The sequence below is a fragment of the Streptomyces sp. Y2F8-2 genome (assembly GCF_014905555.1).
GTDB lineage: Bacteria > Actinomycetota > Actinomycetes > Streptomycetales > Streptomycetaceae > Streptomyces > Streptomyces cynarae.
Map to the genome: position 1 here is coordinate 57,175 of NZ_BNGS01000010.1, position 19,875 is coordinate 77,049.

The following is a 19,875-nucleotide window of genomic DNA, read 5'->3' on the forward strand; positions in this document are numbered from 1 at the left end:
CCGGTCACCGTCCCGCCAGAGCGGTTTCGGCAACGGACTCGCCGCTGACCGGTTGACGTTGCTCCGGGGCGCTCGGTACGTGGGTCGGCAGGCTGTCGCGCAACTCTTCACGGGCGTCCGCGATCGCGTCCGCGAGGATGTCGCCGAGACCGTGCCGGGGTTGCCAGCCCGTCAGGGCACGGAGCTTGGAGGTGTCGGGGACCCTGCGTTCCATGTCCTCGAAGCCCGGTCCGTACGCCTCGGCGTACGACAGGTGCTCCACTGGCGAAACGCTGCCGGCCTGCGCGATGATCCGGGCGGCGAGCGCGCGGATGCTGATCTCGTCGTCGGCGCCGATGTTGAAGGTCTGTCCTACCGAGTCCGGGTGTCGCAGCAGCAGGAGCAGCGCCGCGACCGCGTCGGTGACGTGCAGGAAGCAGCGTCTCTGGGTACCGTCCGCGTGGATCGTCAGCGGTTCTCCGCGAACCGCCTGTCGGGCGAAGCGGGGGATGACCATTCCGTACGCGGGGCTCTGGCGAGGCCCCACGGTGTTGAAGAACCGGACGACGGTCGACCGCAGCCCCCGCTCCTGGTGGTACAGACAGGCCAGGATCTCGTCAACGGCCTTGGCCGTGCTGTACGACCACCGGGCCACGGACGGGCTGCCCAGGATACGGTCGGAGGTCTCGTCGAGCGGTCCGGAGGAGTTCTTTCCGTAGATTTCCGAGGTGCTGGCGATCAGAATCCTGCGGTCGTATCGCTGGGCGTACTCGATGACGATCTCGGTGCCTTTTGTGTTGGTGACGAACGACCTCAACGGCTGATCGACGATGAGTTTGACCCCTACGGCGGCAGCCAAATGGATGACCGTGTCGCATTCCTCTACGAGTTCGTCCACCAGTGGCGCGTCGAGAACGGATCCGTGGATGAAGCGGAAACGCGTGTCCGTCCGGGCCTGAGCGAGGTTCTCCTGTCTTCCGGTCGTGAGGTTGTCGAGGACCACCACGCTGCGACCATCGGCCAGCAACGCGTCCACGAGATGGGAGCCGATGAAGCCGGCTCCGCCGGTCACCAGGTACTTCGAACTGCGATCCATGTGCGGCGTCACTCCGGGTCGGGTGGTGGGGTCTCGGGTTCCGCTCAGCTCGACCGCATTGCCGAGCCAACGTTGACCTATGCGATGAATACCGGAAATTGAAACCACGTCAGGACTTGTGATCCCCTCGGCGCGTCTAGCCGGTTACGGAATCAGGGTGATGCCGGTCGGACATCGTCTCTCATGTGCCGAACGGAACCGATGCGCGTGCGTCAATAGGGACTGGCATATGCCGACTTCCCTCGACAAACGGAGTGATGACGTTGCGTCAGAGCAGCGAGGCGGACGGTCGCAGGCTGGTCGTCGTAGGTCTGGGATACGTGGGTCTTCCCCTGGCGGTGCGGGCCGTCGAAGTCGGCTATTCCGTCGTCGGCGTGGACACCGACGAGTTGAGGGTGAAGCGTCTCGGCGCCTGCGACTCCTACATCGAGGGCGTCGACGACGCGCGCCTCATGGCCGCTGCCGACAGCGGACGTTTCCACGCCACCACGGACTACGACGGGATCGATGGACTCGACATCTGCGTCATCACGGTGCCGACTCCGCTGCGGGAGGGTGTCCCCGACCTGAGTTTCGTCGAGTGCGCCGGTCGGAGTGTCGCCCCCCACCTCACGCCCGGCGCCACAGTCGTCCTGGAGTCCACCACGTACCCCGGGTCGACCGAGAACCTGCTGCGCCCCCTGCTGGAGGAGGGCAGCGGGCTGAGGGCGGGCACCGACTTCCACCTCGGCTACAGCCCGGAGCGCATCGACCCGGGAAACCCGGTCTGGCACCTGGAGAACACACCGAAGGTGATCTCCGGGATTAACCCGGCGTCGCTGCGCAGCGTCGAGCGCTTCTACGGAGACATCGTGGAGCGCACGGTGCCCGTGAGCTCCTGCAGGACCGCCGAGCTGACCAAGCTGCTCGAGAACACCTACCGGCACGTCAACATCGCCTTGGTCAACGAAATGACCATGGTCTCACGGCAGTTGGGCGCCGACATCTGGGAGGCGGTCGAGGCCGCCAGTACCAAGCCGTTCGGCTTCATGCCGTTCCGTCCCGGCCCCGGCGTGGGCGGCCACTGCCTGCCGGTGGACCCGTCCTATCTGTCGTGGCAGGTGAAGAGGCTGCTGAAGCAGGACCTCCGGTTCATCTCGTTGGCGAACGACATCAACGACCACATGCCCGCTCATGTCGTCTGGCGGATCACTCGTGGGCTGAACGAACGGGGCAGGTCGGTCAAGGGCTCCCGCGTCCTGCAACTCGGCCTGGCCTACAAGAGGAACACAGGCGACATCCGCGAGTCGCCGGCGCTGGTCCTCGCCCGGTCGTTGCTCTCCCTCGGCGCTCGGTTGGTCGTCGCCGAGCCGCACACCGACGCGTACCTCGTTCCCCCGGACATCACTCGGGTCGAGCTCACCGAGGCCGAGATCCGGGCCGCCGACGTGGTGGTCGTGGCCACCGACCACGATGCCTTCGACTATGCGCTCGTCCAGGAGGCCGGAGCGTATGTGTTCGACACGCGCAACCGATGCCGGGGTGAGCGTGTCGAGGTCCTGTGACCACGTGCCCCTCCCGCCCGGGCCGGGGAACCGGTCGGCCCGCTCTCCGAGAAGGTGCAGCGACACATGAGGGCCACACCGTCGACGGCTCGCCCGCCGGATCCCTCGGACGCCGGAGCGCGACCGGCGAGGCATGGCCGGAGCACGCAGGGGCCATGGACCGGGCGCTGGGGACCGTACCGGTCCTGGAAACGGCATCTGCGGACATTCTCCTCGCTCACCGCCGCCAGTCAGATCGAGGCGGCACTGTCGTTCGGCACCACGGTGACCCTGGTCCGGCTGGCCGGCAGCACGAAGGCGGGAGAGGTGCTGCTGGTCCAGTCCATGGCCTCGATCTGGTTCCTGCTGTGGGATCCGCGCCTCGAGGACGCGCAGCAGCGGTACGTCCCCATGGAGCAGCGCCGCGGCGTCGGTCACGGAACCCGGTTGTATCGACGGCTCGTCGCTCTGGACGTGCTGGCCGGGCTGCTGACCACGGTCGTGGGGGTGGGGGCGGCGCTGGGCGCCGCAGCTCTCGGATGGGTCCCCGTGGAACGGCTCTGGCTGCTCGTGCCGGCCGTGCTGGCAGCCGGAGCGGCCACACCTTCCGGCAGCGCTTCCGCCGGTTTCGCGATCGCCGAACGGCTCTCGCTGCTCGGAGCGCTCCGCGTGGCGCTCGCTGCCGTCGGATGCCTGGTGACGCTGGCGGCACTGCTCACGTCCGGCACGGCAGGCTATCTGGTGGCCACCCTGATCAGCGGCCTGGTGTCCACGGTCGTGCTGATGGCGGTCGCCTGTCGGCAGGTGCGCCGCACGTGCGGCCCACCTGCCGCCGGCCCCGTCACGATGCCGCCGGGCCTTGTGCCGTTCCTGGTGAAGAGTTCGGCAGCCGGGTCCGTGTCCCTGGCCTCGGACAGCGGCGTCTCCCTGCTGGCCGGACTGCTCGGTGGGCCCACCCTGGTGACGTACCTGAAGGTCGTCAACGCCCCGGGCCGCCTCTTCGGCAGCTTCCTGAATCCCGTCGCGTCACAGCTCTATCCGCGTCTGGCACGGGCCGGAGCCCAGGGGCGCCGCGAGGCGGTGCTGCGTGACGCTGTGCGCTGCAGCACGCTCGCCGGAGGAATCGGGCTGGTCGCGGTGACCGCCGGCGTCTGTCTCCTGCATCCGCTGATCGGCGTCGTGTACGGCCCCGAGTACACCACTGTGTCCGCCGCCGCCGTAGTGATCCTCGCAGCGGCTGCACTGCGCGGCGCGGTCGTCTGGTCCAAGGTTCTCCCCCCGGCTCTCGGATTCCCGGGGATCAGGCTCGTGTTCCTCACCGTCGAGGGCGTCGGTCAGCTCGCGATGCTGGCCGGCGTCACTCAGGTCTGTGCGACCACGTCCTGCAGGACGCTGGTCTGGGCGTGGGGGCTGCTGGGTCTGGTGGCTCTGAGCACGGCGGCCTGGTTCGTCGTGCTGTGGCACCTCACCAGGCCGACGTCGGGACTGAGTGCCGCGACCGGGCCCGGAACGGTGTCCTACGGTGCCGTCCCCGGCCCGGCCGGGGCAGCAGGGAAGGCCACCGGCACCTTCCGGAACATCCTGCGGAACAGGCGATGAGGCCGTCGCCGGACGGCCTCATCGCCTGTTCCGCGGCCGGTCGCCGTCCGGCCGACGGCTTCCCGGTGCGGGACGCCCGTGGCACCGCTTCCAGCCGCGCCGCACGACCGAGCTGCTATGCGGGCGTCACCACGGAGCGGAACCACTGGACGGTCTCGGCCAGCCCCTGCTCCAGGGGAACGGGCTCGAGACCGGCGAACAGACTCCTGAGCAACCCGTCGTCGGCCTGGGAATCGCGCACATCGCCGCGTCGGGGCGGCTCGTGGCGGATCTCCACCGCCAGCTCCAGGATCTTGGCGAGGTGATGGGCGAGTTCCAGGACACTGACCCGAGTGCCGAAGGCCAGGTTGACCGGTCGGGCAGAGGTGACTTTCCGCTCGACGGCGTCGGCGAGCACCCGGGCGACCGTTCCGACGTAGGTGAAGTCGCGGGTCTGGTGGCCGTCGCCGAAGACCGTCAGCGGTTGACCGCGCAGTGCGGCGTCGATGAAGGCCGGGACGACCGCGGCGTAGGCGTGGCCGGCGGGCTGCAGCGGGCCGTAGACGTTGAAGAACCGGAAGGAGAGGGCCGGAAGCCCGAAGGCCGATCCGTAGGCGAGCACATACGACTCGGTCGCCAGCTTGCTGGCGGCGTAAGGGCTGAGCGGACGGGTCGGCAGCCCCTCGTGCTTGGGCAGGTCGGTGATCGAGCCGTACACCGACGAGGACGACGCAGCGACCACGTGGGTGTGGCTGCGACGGCAGGCTTCGAGTACGCGCACGCTTCCGGTCGCGTTGACCTCATGGCTGGCAAACGGATCCGCGAGGGAACGCGGCACCGACGGCCGTGCGGCCAGATGGACCACGGCGTCGGCCCCGGCCACCACGTCCTCGAGCAGGTCGCGGTCGAGGATGCTGCCCTCGATGAGCTCCACGTCCGTGCCCGCGAGATTGTCCGCGCTGCCCGTACTCAGGTCGTCCAGGGCGACGACCCTGCCGACGGTGGGACGGGAGGCCAGTTCGCGGCACAGGTTGGCTCCGATGAACCCGGCCCCTCCGGTCACAACGACGTTCAACGGTATGCACCTTTCAGTAGGAGGGCCTACCACCAGCCGCGCTCAGCGGCGATGGAGGCGTAAAGGTCGTGGGTGTCCCGCACCAGGCGCTCGGCCCCGAACCGTTGCGCCGTCACAGCGCGTGCCTGCTCCCCGAGCCGGTGACGGAGCCGGTCGTCGCTGAGGAGCCTGACGGTCCGGCGGGTGAGCTCTTCGGTGTGGGGCCGGGTCAGGAGCCCGGTCGTCCCGTCCCGGACCACCTCTGCCACGCTGCCCACGTTCGTCGCCACGGCCGGCACCCCGGCCAGTCCGGCCTCGATCAGGCTGACCGGCATGCCCTCGTTGTCCGAGGTGAGCAACAGCATGTCCGCTGCGGCGTACACGGTCTCCACGTCCGCGCGCCAGCCCAGCAGGTGAAGGGCGCCCTGAAGATCGGTGGCCGACTCCAGAACGCCGTGCAGGTCTCCGTGCCCGCACACCACGAAGCGGACGCTCGGCACGGCGCGACGCACGTCGCGGGCCACTGACAGGAACCGGTCAGGCCGTTTGATCCTGGTGATCCTCCCGACGTAGGCCACGACGAGGCCGTCTTCCGGAAGCCCCAGCCGCCTGCGCGCCTCGGTGCGTCCGGGAGCGGGGGCGGCCGTGGTGCCGGGCGGCACCACGGCGTACTGCCGAGGCCGACCGATGCCGGCGGCCAAGAGGTCGTCGCGAACCCTGCATCCCACCGCCACCAAACGGTCGGTGACGGCCGCGAGGCCACGCTCGGCCTGCACCACGAGCCGGGTCTTGTTCGGCGAGAAGTAGCCCTGCAGGAGGTGGCCGTGGTACGTGTGAACCCTGGCGGGCACCCTCGCCAACACGGCCGCCGCACGTCCGAGTGCTCCTGCCTTGGCGGTGTGGGTGTGAACGATGTGGGGTCGGAACCGGCGCATGGCGGCGGTCAGTTCGGACAGCGCGCGCAGGTCGTCGGTGGGCCGTACGGCCCGGCCCAGTGTGGGCACGCGGCAGACCCGGACGTCCGGGGCGCGCTGCTCCACGTAGTCGGCCTCGTCCGGGCCCACGAAGCCCGCGAAGAGCCGGTGGTCGAACAACTCGCTGTCGAGCCCGCGCATCAGCGTGGAGACCTGGAGGGCCGGACCGCCCACGTTCATCCGGGCGATGACCCGCATCACGCGGATCCGGGACGGGGCGGCGTCGCTCGTGCGACCTCGGGCAACCACCATTCAGCCTCACCGCGTTCCTGGCCATTCGCTGGGTAGGCCACTGTGACGAGATCACGACGGAAGCTCATGCTTGCAGGGCAGAACCGGGTGGTGACGCCGACGTGCGGTCTGCCGGCGGAGCGCCACCTCTACGGCCTACACGGTCACGCGCTGGCGCCCTGCGCCGCCGGCCGGCGTGTACGAATCTCGGGACGTCCAGTGCCTCCGATCGCCACCGGCGTGTCGCACGGGGCCGACGTCATCGCGCGGCCCTCGCGGCCGCCCGGTGCCGGGGCGCGGTCGCGGTCGGCTGGTCCCGGTGGCTTCCATCCGCTTCCCGGTGTTCCTCCCGTCACCCGGCCCGCCGGGCCGAGCCCCATGCCCGAGTAGATGAAGAGGAGCAGCGTCGCCATCGACCCGGAGTACAGGGTCATCTCGGTCAACGACATGGCCAGCAGGGCGAGGGTGAACAACAGGGGTGCATCACGCCGGCGTACCAGGCGCCGAAGCAGCCCCCAGAGGAAGAACACGAACGCCAGCAGCCCGGGCAGACCCACTGAGGCGAAAAGATTCACGAAGAGGTTGTAGGGCAAGGACTGCCGGACGGCCTGCCAGCCGGATGCCTGGACGTGGTCCGCGAACGACGCGTGGCCCCACCCGCTGCCCAGGACGGGGTGCTCCAGGCCGGAGCGGAGCCCGTTGATGACGCTCTCCCTGCGGATGACCGCGCTGAAGCTGTTGAGGTGCAACCACTGCGTGACCGAGTCGAGCATCTGCAACGCCAGCAACCCGGTACCCATCAGGAGAAGGACCAGCCTGGAGACCGAGAGCCTTCGCTGCGCCCAGACGGCGAACAGGACGACGGTGGCGAACCACACGCTGCGTGTCTGTGTCAGGAAGATCCCGTAAAGGAGCGCCGCGCCGACGACCCACCGTCCCCGGAACCGTAGTTCGGAGGTGAGCAAGGGACACAGTGCGGCCAGGAGGAGCGCGCCCGTCTGGGCGGGATCACCGATGTCCAGCCCGACAAGCCGCTGTTGCCCTCCCAGTGCCACCCCGCCCACGAGGTTGCAGAGGGCGTAGCACAGAACACAGCGGTAGAAGAGCTTCCGGTCCGTTCCCCCGCGCGACAGGAGAAGGAACACCGCACCGTAGACGGCGATCCGTAGCAGTGGGGTGACGGACACCCCTGCCCAGAGCGTGGCCAGGAAGGACCACCCCAGGAAGAGCGCGAGCCAGAGGCCGACCGCCGGGTTGCGTTCGGCTTCCCTGCGCTGCTGTGCCGCAGTGCGCAGCATGTGGATGAGCAGCAACACGTCGCTGATCAGCAGTGGACCCACCAGTGGGGTGCGCAGAGCGGCGATTCCCAGCCCATGGCTCAGTACGACGGCGCCTGCCAGGAGGAGTGCGGGGGGCAGGAGCATGCCGAGCAGGACCACGATCGCGACGGCCGCCGCTCCGAGCCATGCCCGGCTCTCGATGCCCGCCAGTGAGGCGCCGTCGGGCGTGGACGTGCCCGAGACACCGAGGTACCGGTACACATGCGTGATCTGGAGCGCGCTGATCAGCGGCACGGAAAGGGCGGCGCCGACCATGAGCAGCACGGTGTGCCTGGGCAGGGTTCGCGTCGCATGCGCTCTCCCGTGCGGGAAGGGCGGCTTCGTGTGCGTCCTCGGCGGTGTCACCGGGCACAGTGTGGCCGCAGGTCATGGGACCGTGCGGTCGGCACGCTGGAGCCGACCTGCCTGATGGGCCGTCGGAGTGTACCGGCGCCTCTGCATCGGCTCGCCGACGCCGCCTGGTGGTACCGCCCTGCGACGCTCAGGCCGGAGCCGTGGTCCCGGGCGCCCGGGCGGTGTGGCGGAGGTGCCGCGCGAGGCCCGGCGTGGAGCCGCAGCAGCGCGTGCACCGGGCGGACGGCCACGACGCTGCCGGGTCGTGGCAGTGCAGGTGGGGTGGGTCGGAGTTCTCCCAGAAGGCCGGGCTCCACCGTCGCGGCGGCGTCCCGCGGTGCCGGCGCGGCACTCCGTCGTCGATCGTTTCCCGAGAGGAAGACGTGATGTTCTGTAGTAACCCGATGTTCGAGCGCAGCCTGTTCGTGGGGGCTCACCTGGACGACATCGAACTGGCGGCCGGAGGTACCGCCGCCCGCCTGGTCGAGGCGGGGGCACAGGTGCGTTTCCTGGTGATGAGCCCCTCGGACTACACCAGTTACGACGGGAGCCACTTCCGCGAGGCGGACGTGGCGGTGCAGGAGGGCCGGGAAGCCGCCGCGACGCTCGGGGTCAAGGATGTCGACGTCCTGTCGTTCCCCGCAAAGGACGTGGAGAACCACTCGACGGTCGTGGAGTCGATCAACAAGGTGGTCGACGATTTCCGCCCTACGATGGTGTTCACGCACTGGCCGTTCGACACCCACCGGTCCCATGCCAACACCGCGCTCGCCACCATCGCGGCGAGCCGGTACTACAACTCCGTCGTCATGTACGAGCCCATCACCCCGTCGGGGCGCAGCTACGTCGGTTTCCGCCCCCAGCTCTACATCAACATCGACGACACCATCGAGAAGAAGCTTCAGGCCCTGCGTCACCACAAGTCGGAGTACGCCAAGTACGGCGAGCAGTGGATCGAAGGGGTCGAGGCCCGCTCCCGCTACCGCGGTTACGAGATGCGCGCCCGGTACGGCGAGGCCTTCGAGGTCTCACGGCTGGAAGGCGTCCTTGTATGAGGGTCACCATCCACCAGCCCGAGCACCTGCCGTGGCTTGGTCTCCTGGCCAAGGTCGCCGCGTCGGAACTGTGGGTCGTTCTCGACTCCGTGCCGTACCGGAAGAACTACTTCCAGAACCGTAACCGGGTCCTGCTGGACGGCCGGCCCACCTGGCTGACCGTCCCGGTGACCGCACCGTTCGGCACGCGGATCCGTGATGTGCAGATCTGTGAGGTGCCCTCCTGGCGGCGCCGCTACCGTGGACGGCTGACCCAGGCGGTGTCCGGGACCCGGTGCGCCGACCGTGCCGGAGACCTGCTGTCGCTCATCGACGCCGCACCGCCCGGTGGTTCCCTGGCCGATCTCAATCTCGACATCGCGGACTGGCTGCTGGCGCAGTTCGACGTCAAGGTGCCGATGGTCCGCGCCTCCGAGCTCGACGCTACGGGGTCCAACACCGAACTGCTCGTCAGCCTCTGCCGGGCGACGGGCGCCGACGAGTACCTGTCGGGCCCTTCCGGCCGTGACTACCTGGACCTGGACGCCTTCGCCGAACAGGGGATCGCCGTGAGGTTCTTCGACTTCGACCACCCGCTGTACGCCCAGGGCGGCGAGACGTTCGTACCGTGTCTGTCCGCCGTCGATGCCTGGTCACGGCTGGACCCGGCCGAACTGCCTCGGCTGCTCTCCGGTTACCGGCTCAGTGCTTCATGACCGCGGTGAGCGGGGCCTCGTGTGCGGCGGGCGGTCCGCGCGTCCGTCGGACCGAACGGCGGTGAATACGCCGTGGGGGTGCACCGGCTTTCCCGGGCGGCTCGTCGGAGCGGGCCGTGCCCTGCGCCGTGGCAGTCTGGCGAGCGAAATCACCACCCGACCCGGAGACTTGAGATGCGCCGCAGCCTGGGAACGGTCTTGAGCACGCCGCGCGAGCCGGAACTGTGCCGCTTGGCGGATCTACCACAGGACACGCTCGGTCGGCTGGTGGAACTGGAAGAACGCGTGCACCGGCAGAGTGCCCACTACGACGACCGGCCGTGGGCCCTTGAGAACTTCGCCCGCCCCCTGCCGGGCAAGGGGCGACTGAGCCTCGTGGCCATGGTCGCGGGGAGGCCGGTCGGGTTTCTCGTGGCGTCGCGGCGGCCGGACGGCCTGCATGTGCACCGTGTGGCGGTCGCGCCGGACCACCAGGGCACCGGGATCGGGTCATGGATGCTTGCCCGCCTGCTCGCCGAGGCGTCGGGTGTCGTCACGATCAACTGCGATCCCGGCAACAGGCCGGCGCTCCTGCTGTACGCGCGGGCGGGGTTCCGCCTCACCGGCACGACTCCGGCCGGAAAGCTGTCGCTCTCCACCCGACCGCTGGCCCCCACCGGGCAGCTGCGCGTCTGGTACCTCTTCACGACGGCGGGGATGCGAAGCGGGCACGCGGCACATGTCCCCGGGCTCGTCGACGCGCTCTCACGTACCTGCACTGCGACCGCCGTGCGGTACGGCGACCCGGCGGACCTGCCGCCGCTGCGCCCGGGCCCGGGCTGGGCGCGAGCGTTTCTCCGGCTGGTGCGCAGGGCACGGCGCGAGCGGGTCGACGTCGTCTTCGTCCGCATCCACTGGAAGCTGGCGGGTCTGCTGTGGCTGGCCGGACGGCTCCGGGGCGGATGGCGTGTGGTGCTGTGGTCCTCGGGCGGCGCCGGCGTCGTCTCGGGGGCGCGCCTCGGTCTGCGTGAGCGCGCCGGCCGGGTGGTCCACCGGTGGGTGCTGCGACGGGCAGTCGACGCGGTCGTCACCGGCCCGCCACGTCTCCTCGACCAGTACGCCGACCGTTACGGCCTCGACCCCGACCGGATGCTGCTCGCCTGCAACGACGTGAACGGCGAAGCGCTCCGGGACCAGGTCGCCTCCGTGCCGGAGCCGAACTGGCAGCCGGTCGTCCGGCGTTGGCTCAAGGCTCCGCACCGCTTTGTCTACGTCCACGGTCTCGATCCCCTCCGCGGCGCCGACCGCCTGCCGCAGCTGCTGGCGCGGATCCGCTGTGAGCTGCCCGAAGCCGAGCTGCTGGTGCTGGGGGACGGACCCCTGGCCCCGCGCCTGGACGGAGAACCGCTGCTGATGGCCGGGCGGGTGCCGAACGACGTCGCCGTCCGGACGATCGCCGAGGGGCACTGCCTGGTCGTCCCCTCCCGCCAGGAGGGATTCCCCCGCGTGTTGCTGGAGGCCATGGCGCTCGGGGTTCCGTGCGTCTCCTTCGACGTGGGCGGCTGCTCGGACGTCATGGGAAAGCTGGCAAACCGGTACGTGGCGCCCGAAGGTGACATCGATCGGATGGCCGCGCTGGCCGTCGCGGCGGCGCGGGTCCCTGCTTGCGGGCAGACGCGGACCGAACTGGTGGAAAGGGCTGCGGTGTTCGACACGCGGCCCGTGGCCGCGACTCTCGCCGCGACGCTCCGGTGCCTGAGCGCCCAGGGAGTCGCTCCCGCCGCCTGGCTGTCGCGGTCGCTGTGGCGGCCGGCGTTCTCCGGAAGGGACTGATGGTGGAACGGCAGCGCATCACGGTCGTGACCATCTCGGGGCACCGGCAGCCCGACATCGAGGACTCCGCCGACTTCCGGTCGTGGAACGCGCTGGCCGACCGGCTCGGTCACGCGTGGTGCATCTGGGCGGGACCGCACCTGCGGTGCGACCGCGGTTCGATGCACGTCGTCCGGCATCCGCGCCGCCCGGGGCCGCGGTCCCTCCTCTGGGTCGTCAAGTCCGTCCGTCTCGGGGTGGGTCTCGCTCGGGCGGCCGCCCGAGCGGGCGAGACCGTCGTCCTCAACGGCGCGGAGCCCTGGGGGTGGCTGGCGGCCTGGACGGTGTCACTGATCGTCAGGCGACCATGGCTGATGGACGTTCACGGCGATTATCTCGGTCTGCCCGTCGCCTCTCTCGGCCGCTGGCGGAAGGCGGTTCTGGAGCGGGCCGTCCTGGTGTTCGCACGCCGGGCCACCGAGCGCAGAGTCGTGGCCCAGTCAATGGCCGACGCCTTGTCGCGGCGAGGTATTCCGTCCGCTCTCGTGCCGCCGCGGCTTCAGCAGGTCTGGGAGGATCCCCCCGTCCGCACCAGCCCGCCGCTGAGCGGACCGGGTCCGTCCCTCCTCGCGGTCGGCCGCCTCGTACCGTCCAAGGGGTACGACATCCTCCTGGAGGCCCTCGCCACGCTCGTCGAGACGGTTCCTGCGGCCCGGCTGCGGATCGTCGGTGACGGTCCGGAGAGGACGAGGCTGACGGCCCTCGCGGAACGGCTCGGCCTGGCGGGCAGGGTCACGTTCCTGGGCGCCCGCGGCGTTGACGACGTGCGTGAGGAGTACGCGCGTGCCGACCTCTTCGTCATCTCGTCGAGGGACGAGGGGCTACCGAGAACCCTGCTGGAAGCGGCGTCCGCGGCTGTCCCGGTCGTGGCGACCCGGGTCGGAGGTATTCCGGCCGCCGTGTCCGGCTGGCCCGGCATCGTGCTGGTCCTGCCGGACGCCGGCGCGCTGGCAGAGGGGCTGCGCCGGGTGACGGCGTCCCCGCCCGAACCCGAGGACCTGGCCGCCGTCCGACAGAAGGTTCTCGCGGTCTACGCCTTCTCCACCAACCTGGACCAGCTCGGCCGTCTCTACCGCGACGTCACGGAACGGGTCGCGGTGTAGCGACCGCGGTCGCCCGCGCCGCGCCGCGACGACGCAGCACGTGCGCCGGATTGCCGGCCACCATGGCGAACTCGGGGACGTCATGCGTGACGACGGAGCCCGCTCCGATGACGCTGCCCGACCCGACGGTCACCCCGTCCAGCACGATCGATCGCGCCCCGATCCACACGTCGTCCCCGACGGCGACGCCTCGGGCGGTGATCGGCTGGCGGTGGATCGGGAGGGTGAGGTCGTCGTATCCGTGGTTGAAGGCGACGATGACGACACCGGTCGCGATACGGCAGCCGTCCCCCACCGTGATCCCGCCGGCGCCGTAGAGGACGACATGGTTGTTCAGTGAGCAGTCGCTGCCGATGGTGATGGAACCGCCCTGCGGAACCAGCTCCACGTGACGGCCCACCAGGGTCCGCTGTCCGACGGCGATGCGGGAGTGCTCCTGGAGGAGCGCTCGGGGCGAGATGTACGCCCCGGTTCCGATGCGCGCACCGCGCAGCCGGGGGGGAACGTTGGCGCATGCGCGTAGCCACCTCACCGCACAAGCCCCTTGTACAACGCCATGGCTTGCTGCTTCCTCTCCGGTCGCCTCAGCCGCCATGTGCCCTGGCGCGCCTGCGCGCCTGCGCGCCGACACGTCGGGCGGCCTGCTCGTAGACGGACCTCGGCAGGGCCGCTCTGGCGACCGAGGCCGCCCAGACGTACGGCGGCCGGTGAAGGCCGAGCCGGTAGCGGAAGGCTGCCGGGGCTCCGGCGTTCCGGGGGGTGCTCACGGTCGTTAGCCACTTCCTCACCGCGCGACTGCCACTGGCGCCGGACAGGGTGTCCGGGGTGACGAAGTGGTGGTTCCGCTCGCGCAGCCGTCGTTCGACCGTCTCCTGCCGGTGTGCCTGGCTGGGGATCTTCCGCACGTCGAAGTCCACATAGACGCTCTTCAGCCGCTTGCTCAGGCCGCTGTCGAGCAGATCCTCGAGGACGTCGCATTCGCTGCCCTCACAGTTGAGCTTCAGATAGATCTCGTCGTCCGGCGTCGTGTTCCGCGACAGCCAGTCCGACGCCTTCACCAGGGCGATGGTCTCTGAGCGGACGTGCGAGTCGAGCTGCCTCTTGTCGGCGTACACACTCGCCCCCAGCAGGCCCGTGCCGTAGAGGGTCGTCTTCCCGGTTCTGTTGGACAGCCCGGCGGGCACGATATCCAGTCGGGTGTCGCGGAAGCCGCGCAGGATACGACGACAGGACTCGGCCGGCTCGAAACAGTAGATCCTGTCGAAGGCCCATCGGGGGTCCAGGGCGACATCGAGGGTTTCGCCGTAGTGGCCGCCGACATCGAGAAAGATACGCATAGTCCATCGCCGCCTCTCATGCCGCAGCGTGTCGGGCACCGGCCGGCATGCGGTCGGTGAGTCGAGTCGAATGCTGTTCGATGCGCTCCGTGAGCACGACCGGGGACCGGTGACCGAGGGCGCCTCCGCACCCCGCCGAACACGCCATGCCGACGTACCGGTCCCCGCCTCGGCACTCCGGTGACGCACCCGGCTCAGATGCCGACGACACCGATGTACTTTCCCTGGTAGGAGAAGACCCTGAACGGGGAGCTGAGCGCGTAGCGATCGCGGAAGAACAGGTTGTCGTTGATGTCGTCCATCACGATGACCGCGTTGGGTGCGAGATGGCCCGCGATGCGGCGTGCAAACCATTCCCGCCCGCCGCGCGACTTGTCGGAGTCGTAGTGCACCAGATCGACCTTGACACCCGGCCGGAGGATTTCATCGAGGTTGCTCCGGTCGCCTTTCAGCCGCAGGGTCCAGGGTCCTTTGAGCTGCTCCGGGACCAGATAGCCCACAAAACGCTCGGGGTCTGGGATGCGGAAGAACGGGAAGTCGCTCGAGTACAGGTGCCCCTTTCCGTTGCTGCGGATGGCGGTGAGGAAGGCCGTGGTGGACCATCCCGCGGCCACGCCGGTCTCCAGCACCACCTGAGGCGTGAGCAACCGGGTGAGGAAGTAGAGCAGCTCGTGGGAACCGCCACCGCCCAACTCGATGCCGGATGTGCGAAGACGCTCGATGCGAGGTCGCGACTCCCGGCTCATCGCCTGTGCGAAGGACAAGGACTCCTCCCACAGGCCGGTGTTCTGCCCACGCGCCCAGACGTCCATGTCCCGAGCCTGCTCGGCGGCCCATTCGGTGGCTGCCGAACGCTCCCGGTGAACCCCGTAGCGCGTCCGCTCGTACAGTTTGTGCGCCATCACCGGAAAGTAGGAAGGCCGGAATCCGTTTCGGGCGATTGCAACCATTTTCATGCCGCCCGAGGCTATCGGCGCCCCAGTGGCGGGGTGGCCGTGACTCGGGAGTCGTACGGGTGATTCGTCTGCACGTGCACCGTTCTTCTCCGCGTCAGACCGCACCGGCAAGTCGCGCTTCCACGTCCTGTCGCCGCCGACGGCACATCGCCAGCACGTTCGGCCCCGGAGAGAGCGGATCGGGCGCGGGGACCAGCCGGTTGCGGTCCGGGTCGTAGAGCACCATGTCGTAACCGTGGTCACCGAGCCACCGGCGGACCTCACGCGCGCTGGATCCGAAGCGCTGGAGGAACTTGTCGACGAGTTCGAGCATCCACACCGCCGGCTCGCCACGGGAGACGAGTTGGCCGGCGCCGCGGAGCGCCAGGTACTCCGAGCCCTCGACGTCGAGCTTGCCCATCGCCTAAGGGCGTTCGGGCAGGGCATCGTCCAGCCGGCCCAGTTGGACCTGGACGGCGCTGCCGGTGTCGGCCTCGGTCCAGATGCAGGACCCCGACCCCCTGACGACGAAGGAGACGGTGCCCGGCTCCGCTCCGATCGCCATTTCGTGGACGGTGACGCAGCGCAGGGAGTTGGCGTCGACGTTGCCCCGCAGCCGTTTCACGAACGCGGGAACGGCCTCGAAAGCGTGGACGGCTCCGCTCGGCCCCACCAGCTTGGCGGCGAGCAGGGTGAACATTCCTTCATTGGCGCCACCGTCGATGAAACCGTCCCCTGGGCGGAGATACCGCTTCATGAAAGTCATCTCTGCGTAGTCCGGCAGCCCTCCGAAGTAGACGAAGCGACCCGGCTGCGTGCTGTCGGGATAGGCGCGGAACGACATGCCTCCGTACACGGACAGTTCCCGTGGCCGCCCGACCAGCCTCTTCCATGCCTGCCATCCCGCCATCGAGGCGAAGGCCTGAGCCCGGCGCCCCCGGTTGGCAGGGTGTTTCCATACCAGCTCGGCCATTTCGTTAATGGTCGTCGGCAACGGTCTGCTCCTTTGCAGGGGAGATGAAGGGGGAGCCGCTGTTTCGGCGCAGTCGATACCAATCGTTGACACGCTGTGCGACCCGGGACCAGTCCAGCTCTGCGGCCGCCCGCAGCCCGAGTTCACTCATCCTGTTCCGGGCCGACTCGTCGTCGAGTACGGTGCCCAGGACACGCACCAGATCGTCCTTCGACTCCGAGGGAAAGACCCGGTAGGCCTCGCGGACGGCGATCACCGGATCGAGTGAGGCCTTCGAGGAGACCACGACGGGCGTGCCGAGTGCCATCGCCTCCAAGGCGGCCGTGGGCACGCCCTCACCCTTTCCGGGCAGTCTGCGCGACGCGAGCACGAACACCTCGGCCTGCCGGACCAACCGGTAGATCTCCGACCGGTCCAGCCGACCGGCCAGTTCGACACCCGTGCCCGCTGCCGCGAGCCGGGCGAGGCGGTCCCGCTCCGGGCCTTCGCCCGCGATCACCAGACGCATCCCCGGCCGGTCGCGCGCCAGTTCGTGGAACGCGCGGATGAGCAGATCGTGGTTTTTCACCGGGTCCAGCGCGCCGACGCTGACGATCAGACCACGCTCACGAGATCGGGCATCGGCAGGACCCGGCATGGCGGACAGCTCCAAACCGCTGGACATCGTGAGGATGCGTCTTCGGTCCACGCCGCGCGCCACGAGATCGTCAGCCGTCGACGACCCCAGGGCGATGAATGCCTCCACATACCGGAAGGACCCTCGTGCAAGCCATTGATGCCGGTGGGCCAGCGCTCCGTGCACGGTCAGGAACAGGGGAAGGCCCAAACGCCGGCAGACCGGCCCCAGCCAGGCCGTCTCGATGTGGTCGCCGTGAAGGTGTACGAGGTCGGCGCCGTGGTCCCGGGAACCGCCGCAGAGGCGCCCGACCGCGGCAGCGGTCTCCACTGCGAAGGCGGACCGGTCGGACACCGGCGCCAGCATCCGCGACAGGGCGGTCCTCCGCAGCGGCAGCCGGGTGGCGCCCGCCGGCACTGTCGCGCCGTGCCGGAACGACATCGTCACCCGGTCACCGTCGTCGACCTGGCGCCGCGTCAGACACTCGACATGGCGTTCCAGTCCACCCGGGAAGGGAGGGACCCGGTAACTCACCCGCACGATGTGCATCGCCGCGTTTCTCCACCTCGCAACGGAATCTCACCGAAGGATCGCGGCCCGGCGCGCCACCTGCCGCCCGCCGCGCCGGTCCTCACCGGAAAGGACCAGCGGCCGGGCCGTGCGCTCGGTGAACCGGCCGAGTGCGGGACGGTGGGTTCCGGGGATGTGGGCACACGGACGAGGGGCCGGGATCGCCTCCTGCGACCCCGGCCCCTCGTGACCGTACGGGCCCTGCTACTTCACGGGCTCCGGCTCGGACGTGCTGTCCGCCTCCGACGTGCCCGCCGGCGGTTCGTCCACCGGCGTCCTGACGGAGTCGAGCAGCAGCTGGGCGACGTCCACGACCTGGATCGACTCCTTCGCCTTGCCGTCGTTCTTCTTGCCGTTCACCGAGTCGGTCAGCATGACCAGGCAGAACGGGCAGGCCGTGGAGACGATGTCCGGGTTGAGGGACAGCGCCTCGTCCACGCGCTCGTTGTTGATGCGCTTGCCGATCCGCTCCTCCATCCACATCCGGGCGCCGCCGGCTCCGCAGCAGAAGCCGCGCTCCTTGTGGCGGTGCATCTCCTCATTCCTGAGGCCCGGCACCTTGCCGATGATCTCGCGCGGAGGCGTGTAGATCTTGTTGTGGCGGCCCAGGTAGCAGGGGTCGTGGTAGGTGATGATGCCCTCGACCGGGGTCACCGGGACCAGCTTGCCCTCGTCGACCAGGTGCTGGAGCAGCTGGGTGTGGTGGATGACCTCGTAGTCGCCGCCGAGCTGCGGGTACTCGTTGCCGATCGTGTTCAGGCAGTGCGGGCAGGTGGCGACGATCTTCTTCGCCGACTTCGGCTTCTTCGTCGACGGGTCCTCGTCGTCCTCGCCGAACGCCATGTTCAGCGCGGCCACGTTCTCCATGCCGAGCTCCTGGAACAGGGGCTCGTTGCCCAGGCGGCGGGCGGAGTCACCGGTGCACTTCTCGTCACCGCCCATGATCGCGAACTTCACGCCCGCGATGTGGAGCAGTTCAGCGAAGGCCTTCGTGGTCTTCTTGGCGCGGTCCTCCAGGGCGCCGGCGCAGCCGACCCAGTACAGGTACTCGACCTCGGTGAGGTCTTCGATGTCCCGGCCGACGACCGGTACCTCGAAGTCGACCTCCTTGGTCCACTCCAGGCGCTGCTTCTTGGCCAGGCCCCAGGGGTTGCCCTTCTTCTCCAGGTTCTTGAGCATCGTGCCCGCCTCGGACGGGAACGCGGACTCGATCATCACCTGGTAGCGGCGCATGTCGACGATGTGGTCGACATGCTCGATGTCCACCGGGCACTGCTCGACGCAGGCGCCGCAGGTGGTGCAGGACCACAGGACGTCCGGGTCGATGACGCCGTTCTCCTCGACGGTGCCGACCAGCGGGCGCTCGGCCTCGGCGAGGGCGGACGCGGGAACGTCCTTCAGCTGCTCCTCGCTCGCCTTCTCCTCGCCCTCCATGGTCTTGCCGCCGCCGGCCAGCAGGTACGGCGCCTTGGCGTGGGCGTGGTCGCGCAGCGACATGATCAGCAGCTTGGGGGAGAGCGGCTTGCCGGTGTTCCACGCGGGGCACTGCGACTGGCAGCGGCCGCACTCGGTGCAGGTGGAGAAGTCCAGCAGGCCCTTCCAGGAGAACTGCTCGACCTGCGAGACGCCGAAGACGTCGTCCTCGCCGGGGTCCTCGAAGTCGATCGGCTTGCCGCCGGAGGTCATCGGCTGCAGTGCGCCGAGGGCGGTGCCGCCATCGGAGTCGCGCTTGAACCAGATGTTCGGAAAAGCGAGGAAGCGGTGCCAGGCCACACCCATGTTCGTGTTCAGGCTCACCGTGATCATCCAGATCATGGTGGTGCCCAGCTTGATCATGGCGGCCAGGTAGGTCAGGTTCTGCAGCGTGGTGAGGCTGAGACCCTTGAACGCCACGACCAGCGGGTAGGAGGCGAAGTACCCGGCCTCGTAGTGGTCGACGTGGTGGAGCGCGCCTTCGAGGCCGCGCAGCACGTAGATGGCCAGACCGATGACGAGGATGACGTACTCGACGAAGTACGCCTGGCCCATCTTGGAGCCCGCGAAGCGGGACTTCCGACCGGGCCGCGAGGGCAGGCTCAGCAGACGGATGACGATCAGCGTGGCGATGCCGAGGGTGGTCATCGCGCCGATGAACTCGATGTACATCTCGTACGGCAGGAACCCGCCGAGGACGGGCAGGGTCCAGTCGGCCTGGAAGAGCTGCCCGTAGGCGTTGATGATGGTCGGTGGGAGGGTGAGGAAGCCGATGGCCACGAACCAGTGGGCGACGCCCACGATGCCCCATCGGTTCATGCGCGTGTGGCCGAGGAACTCCCTGACCAGGGTCACGCTGCGCTGGTAGGGGTTGTCGGTCCGGCTGCCGGCAGGCACGGGCTGGCCGAGCCTGAAGTACCGGACGAACTGACCGATGGCGCGTGCGAGCAGCGCAACGCCGACCACGGTCAGCACCAGCGACACGATGATCGCGGCGAGTTGCATTTGGGGGCTCCTCGGGCCTGCGAGGCGGTTTCCGTTCCTCCGAAGTACTTCCTGTGTACTCGAAGGAATGCTTACTAAGCAGTAACTTATGGAGTCCGTCTGAGACTACCCACTTATGCCGCCGCCCTGTAGTGGCGCATGCGGTGATCTGCGT

The 19,875-nt window shown here is 69.1% G+C and carries 15 protein-coding genes and 1 pseudogene; 6 read left to right on the forward strand and 10 right to left on the reverse strand.

Annotated features, from left to right (window positions below):
- Positions 1 to 4: 4 nt before the first annotated feature.
- A complete protein-coding gene (locus tag SY2F82_RS29485; protein ID WP_200422210.1) occupies positions 5 to 1,075 on the reverse strand; it encodes an NAD(P)-dependent oxidoreductase in 1,071 nt (356 codons plus the stop codon).
- 257 nt (positions 1,076 to 1,332) lie between these two features.
- Here SY2F82_RS29485 and SY2F82_RS29490 point away from each other — a divergent pair, with 257 nt between their 5' ends.
- Together SY2F82_RS29490 and SY2F82_RS29495 are read left to right on the forward strand one after the other, a co-directional pair.
- Complete coding sequence (locus tag SY2F82_RS29490) at positions 1,333 to 2,619, forward strand: nucleotide sugar dehydrogenase (protein ID WP_200422211.1); 1,287 nt, start codon at positions 1,333 to 1,335, stop codon at positions 2,617 to 2,619.
- 66 nt (positions 2,620 to 2,685) lie between these two features.
- On the forward strand, positions 2,686 to 4,197 hold the full coding sequence (locus tag SY2F82_RS29495; protein WP_200422212.1) for a lipopolysaccharide biosynthesis protein: 1,512 nt from the start codon (positions 2,686 to 2,688) through the stop codon (positions 4,195 to 4,197).
- A 115-nt stretch (positions 4,198 to 4,312) separates the two neighbouring features.
- On the opposite strand, the gene SY2F82_RS29500 is transcribed toward SY2F82_RS29495, so the two are convergent.
- From SY2F82_RS29500 to SY2F82_RS29510, 3 genes are all read right to left on the reverse strand, one after another.
- Positions 4,313 to 5,251, reverse strand: a complete 939-nt coding sequence (locus SY2F82_RS29500; protein ID WP_200422213.1) for an NAD-dependent epimerase/dehydratase family protein — start codon at positions 5,249 to 5,251, stop codon at positions 4,313 to 4,315.
- A 26-nt stretch (positions 5,252 to 5,277) separates the two neighbouring features.
- The gene (locus tag SY2F82_RS29505; protein WP_200422214.1) at positions 5,278 to 6,456 is read right to left on the reverse strand and encodes a glycosyltransferase; all 1,179 of its coding nucleotides are present in this window, start codon (positions 6,454 to 6,456) and stop codon (positions 5,278 to 5,280) included.
- Positions 6,457 to 6,599: 143 nt separating this feature from the next.
- Entirely contained in the window at positions 6,600 to 8,030 is a 1,431-nt protein-coding gene (locus SY2F82_RS29510) for an O-antigen ligase (protein WP_200422215.1), read from the reverse strand.
- 464 nt (positions 8,031 to 8,494) lie between these two features.
- Between SY2F82_RS29510 and SY2F82_RS29515 the strand changes: the two genes are divergently transcribed.
- The 4 genes from SY2F82_RS29515 (at position 8,495) to SY2F82_RS29530 (ending at position 12,812) form a co-directional block, all read left to right on the forward strand.
- Positions 8,495 to 9,163: a PIG-L deacetylase family protein gene (locus tag SY2F82_RS29515; RefSeq protein WP_200422216.1), complete on the forward strand. Its 669-nt coding sequence runs from the start codon at positions 8,495 to 8,497 to the stop codon at positions 9,161 to 9,163.
- A complete protein-coding gene (locus SY2F82_RS29520) occupies positions 9,160 to 9,858 on the forward strand; it encodes a WbqC family protein (RefSeq protein WP_200422217.1) in 699 nt (232 codons plus the stop codon). The genes SY2F82_RS29515 and SY2F82_RS29520 overlap by 4 nt, the downstream gene beginning before the upstream one ends.
- Positions 9,859 to 10,056: 198 nt before the next feature.
- Positions 10,057 to 11,670 carry a GNAT family N-acetyltransferase gene (locus tag SY2F82_RS29525; RefSeq protein ID WP_200422218.1) on the forward strand — a complete coding sequence of 538 codons (1,614 nt, stop codon included), beginning with the start codon at positions 10,057 to 10,059 and terminating at the stop codon, positions 11,668 to 11,670.
- A complete protein-coding gene (locus tag SY2F82_RS29530) occupies positions 11,670 to 12,812 on the forward strand; it encodes a glycosyltransferase (RefSeq protein WP_200422219.1) in 1,143 nt (380 codons plus the stop codon). Before SY2F82_RS29525 ends, SY2F82_RS29530 begins: the two co-directional genes overlap by 1 nt.
- On the opposite strand, the gene SY2F82_RS29535 is transcribed toward SY2F82_RS29530, so the two are convergent.
- From SY2F82_RS29535 to SY2F82_RS29565, 6 genes and pseudogenes are all read right to left on the reverse strand, one after another.
- A complete protein-coding gene (locus SY2F82_RS29535; RefSeq protein WP_200422220.1) occupies positions 12,790 to 13,344 on the reverse strand; it encodes a DapH/DapD/GlmU-related protein in 555 nt (184 codons plus the stop codon). The two genes, SY2F82_RS29530 and SY2F82_RS29535, sit on opposite strands and share 23 nt — an antisense overlap.
- Before the next feature lie 52 nt (positions 13,345 to 13,396).
- Positions 13,397 to 14,149, reverse strand: a complete 753-nt coding sequence (locus SY2F82_RS29540; protein WP_200422221.1) for an FkbM family methyltransferase — start codon at positions 14,147 to 14,149, stop codon at positions 13,397 to 13,399.
- Positions 14,150 to 14,343: 194 nt separating this feature from the next.
- Positions 14,344 to 15,105: a class I SAM-dependent methyltransferase gene (locus SY2F82_RS29545; protein WP_200422222.1), complete on the reverse strand. Its 762-nt coding sequence runs from the start codon at positions 15,103 to 15,105 to the stop codon at positions 14,344 to 14,346.
- A gap of 94 nt (positions 15,106 to 15,199) precedes the next feature.
- Positions 15,200 to 16,057 (reverse strand): annotated as a pseudogene (locus SY2F82_RS39970) (FkbM family methyltransferase).
- 4 nt (positions 16,058 to 16,061) lie between these two features.
- Complete coding sequence (locus SY2F82_RS29560; protein WP_200422225.1) at positions 16,062 to 17,222, reverse strand: glycosyltransferase family 4 protein; 1,161 nt, start codon at positions 17,220 to 17,222, stop codon at positions 16,062 to 16,064.
- 225 nt (positions 17,223 to 17,447) lie between these two features.
- A complete protein-coding gene (locus tag SY2F82_RS29565; protein ID WP_200422226.1) occupies positions 17,448 to 19,721 on the reverse strand; it encodes a (Fe-S)-binding protein in 2,274 nt (757 codons plus the stop codon).
- Positions 19,722 to 19,875 lie beyond the last annotated feature (154 nt).

Bases quoted from the DNA above. Each gene is read 5' to 3' on its own strand.
- SY2F82_RS29560 (WP_200422225.1), bottom strand. From the start codon at position 17,222: ATGCACATCGTGCGGGTGAGTTACCGGGTCCCTCCCTTCCCGGGTGGA.
- SY2F82_RS29510 (WP_200422215.1), bottom strand. From the start codon at position 8,030: ATGGTCGGCGCCGCCCTTTCCGTGCCGCTGATCAGCGCGCTCCAGATC.
- SY2F82_RS29545 (WP_200422222.1), bottom strand. From the start codon at position 15,105: ATGAAAATGGTTGCAATCGCCCGAAACGGATTCCGGCCTTCCTACTTT.
- SY2F82_RS29540 (WP_200422221.1), bottom strand. From the start codon at position 14,149: ATGCGTATCTTTCTCGATGTCGGCGGCCACTACGGCGAAACCCTCGAT.
- SY2F82_RS29515 (WP_200422216.1), top strand. From the start codon at position 8,495: ATGTTCTGTAGTAACCCGATGTTCGAGCGCAGCCTGTTCGTGGGGGCT.
- SY2F82_RS29490 (WP_200422211.1), top strand. From the start codon at position 1,333: ATGACGTTGCGTCAGAGCAGCGAGGCGGACGGTCGCAGGCTGGTCGTC.
- SY2F82_RS29565 (WP_200422226.1), bottom strand. From the start codon at position 19,721: ATGCAACTCGCCGCGATCATCGTGTCGCTGGTGCTGACCGTGGTCGGC.
- SY2F82_RS29530 (WP_200422219.1), top strand. From the start codon at position 11,670: ATGGTGGAACGGCAGCGCATCACGGTCGTGACCATCTCGGGGCACCGG.
- SY2F82_RS29495 (WP_200422212.1), top strand. From the start codon at position 2,686: ATGAGGGCCACACCGTCGACGGCTCGCCCGCCGGATCCCTCGGACGCC.
- SY2F82_RS29485 (WP_200422210.1), bottom strand. From the start codon at position 1,075: ATGGATCGCAGTTCGAAGTACCTGGTGACCGGCGGAGCCGGCTTCATC.
- SY2F82_RS29520 (WP_200422217.1), top strand. From the start codon at position 9,160: ATGAGGGTCACCATCCACCAGCCCGAGCACCTGCCGTGGCTTGGTCTC.
- SY2F82_RS29505 (WP_200422214.1), bottom strand. From the start codon at position 6,456: ATGGTGGTTGCCCGAGGTCGCACGAGCGACGCCGCCCCGTCCCGGATC.